Source organism: Streptomyces sp. NRRL B-24572, from assembly GCF_002156145.1.
Lineage (GTDB): Bacteria > Actinomycetota > Actinomycetes > Streptomycetales > Streptomycetaceae > Streptomyces > Streptomyces vietnamensis.
In genome coordinates, this window is record NZ_MWIG01000904.1 from 1 (window position 1) to 2,666 (window position 2,666).

General features: G+C 72.7%; 2 protein-coding genes. Both read left to right on the forward strand.

The window, feature by feature from the left end:
- A partial coding sequence (locus CCN56_RS38025; protein ID WP_179200140.1) for a substrate-binding domain-containing protein occupies positions 1 to 251 on the forward strand: 251 nt, incomplete at its 5' end.
- Positions 252 to 416: 165 nt separating this feature from the next.
- Positions 417 to 2,666 (forward strand): diguanylate cyclase domain-containing protein (locus tag CCN56_RS45295; RefSeq protein ID WP_256962383.1); only part of this gene is annotated, 2,250 nt, incomplete at its 3' end.

Genomic DNA, 2,666 nt, shown 5'->3' on the forward strand with positions numbered 1-2,666 from the left:
CCGCCGGCGCGCGGAGCGTCCTGCGCGAGGCGGGCCGCCGGGTGCCGGAGGACGTGGCCCTCGTCGGCGTCGACGACTCGGCCGTCGCGCGGCTGATGGACCCGCCGCTGACGAGCGTGCGCCAGCCCATCGAGGAGATGGGCCGGACCATGGCGCGCCTGCTCCTCCAGGAGATCGCCGCGCCCAGCGACCCGGACGACCAGCCCCGCCGGATGCTGCCCACCGAGCTGGTGGTCCGCGCCTCCTCCTGACGCGGGAAGACGGGCACCGGATGCCGAGATGCAGCCGCCCCGGGGGCCTCGGAGAATGGACACAACACGGGGCCCATGCCCGAGACCAGGACGCTTCCGACGGCGTCCGACCCGGCAAGGGGGCGGTCGACGATGCCGCTGTGCCAACCGAACCGGACGGCCACCATGTCCGGGGCACTGCGCCGCTGGACCCTCGTGTACCTCCTGATCGTGACCCTGCTGACCGTCGCGTACCTGGAAGTCCCCTCCCGCCACACCATCCTGTGGGCGCTCATCGGGCTCGGCGGAGTCATCGCCATCCTGGTCGGCGTCCGGCTGAACCGGCCCGCCAAACGCTGGCCCTGGCTGGTGCTCGCCGCGGCCAACCTCACCTTCGTCGGCGGCGACACCGCCTACAACGCCCTGGAGGCCTTCTTCGGCCAGACCAGACCCTTCCCGTCCGTCGCCGACGCCCTCTACCTGGCCACCTACCCGCTGTTCGCCATCGGCCTCTTCGGATTCATCCGCTACCGGGCCGTCGGCCGCGACCTCGGCGTCGTCCTCGACGCGCTGATCCTCACCTCCGGCCTCGCCCTGCTCGGCTGGGTCAACCTCATCACCCCGCTCGCCAGGAGCGAGGGCATGACCTGGACCGAGAAGGCCATCTCCATCGCCTATCCCCTCGGCGACGTCCTGATGCTCGCGATGCTCGCCCGGCTGCTCGTGCCCGGCGGTCTGCGCTCCCGGTCCGTCCAGCTCCTCACCCTGGGCACCTGCGGCATCCTCGCCTCCGACGTCATCTACGGCATCCTCCAGCTCAAGGGCACCTGGATGGTCGGCACCCCCTGGGACCTGGGCTGGGTCGTCTTCTTCACCGCCTGGGGCCTCGCCGCCCTCCACCCCTCCATGACCGGCCTCACCGAACCCGCCCCCGAACCGGCCTCCGGCACCGCCGAGCGGCGCCTCGCGCTGCTCGCCGGCGCCTCGCTCGTCGCCCCCGCCCTGCTGCTCGTCCAGTCGCTGCGCCACGACCAGAACAAGGACATCGCCGTCATCGCGATCTTCTCGGCGCTCATGTTCCTGCTGGTCCTCGTCCGGCTCTGGGGCATGATGAACGACCACGGCAAGGCCGAGGCGCGCGAGCGCAGCCTCAGGGTCGCCGCCGCCTCCCTGGTCGCCGCCCTCAGCCCCCGCGAGGTCGCCGGCGCGGTCGAGACGGCCTCGGCCACCCTCTTCGGCGCGGGCACCGAGCACCAGGTCCTCCTCCTCACCCGGGACCGTCGGGGCGGCCTCAACGCCGTGGCCACCGCGGAGCATCCCTGGAGCTGCCGCACCGACGAGCTGCTCGGGCCGCCCGGCACGGCCTGGCCCGGGCACGTCGCCGACGGCGCCCGGCTGATCCCCGTGACCCGGCTCGCCCCGGTCCTCGCCGCCGAGGTCACGTCCGCGACCCACGTCCTGCTCTGCCCCCTGGAGCTCCAGGCCCCGGCGGGACGCGAACCGCTGCTCGGCGTACTGCTCCTCGCGGGCCCCGAGAAGAAGCTCGCGGAGATCATGGGATCCGCCCAGTCCCTCGCCTCCCAGGCGGCCCTGGCCCTCGAACGCTTCGGGCTGAGCGAGGAGGTCAACCGCCGTACCAGCGAGGCCTACTTCCGTACCCTCGTGCACAACACCTCGGACGTCATCCTGATCGTCGACGACGACGACACCGTCCGGTACGCCAGCCCCTCCGCCGAGTCCATGTTCGGCCGCTCCCTGCTGCCCGGCACCCCGATCACCGACGTCCTCGCCCCCGCCGACACGGCGAGCGCCCTGCGCGTCCTCGCCGACGCCCGCGCCCACGGCTCCGCCAACCCCCGGGACGACTGGAAGCTGCTCCACGGCGGCTCCGGCGAACTGGAGGTCGAGGTCCGCTGCAGCAACCTGCGCAACGAGCGGACCGTCCACGGCCTCGTCCTCACCCTCCGCGACGTGACCGAGCAGCGGAAACTGGAACGGGAGCTGACCCACCGCGCGTTCCACGACTCCCTCACCGGTCTGCCCAACCGGGTCCTGCTCCTCGAACGCATCGAGCGGGCACTGCTCCGCGGCCGCCGCGAGTCCACCCTGACCTGCATGCTCTTCGTCGACCTCGACGACTTCAAGGTCGTCAACGACACCATGGGGCACTCGGTCGGCGACGAACTCCTCGTCGCCGTCGCCCGCCGCCTCACCTCGGTCCTGCGGCTCACCGACACCGCAGCCCGGCTCGGCGGCGACGAGTTCGCCGTCCTCATCGAGGGCGCCCGCGAACCCCGCGACGCCGAGGCCCTCGCGGCCGAGATCGTGCACACCCTCAGCCAGCCGTTCCACCTCACCGACGGCGCCGTGTCCGTGTCGACCAGCGTCGGCATCGCGACCGTCCTCGACAGCGCCCACGCCGAGGAGCTCCTCGGC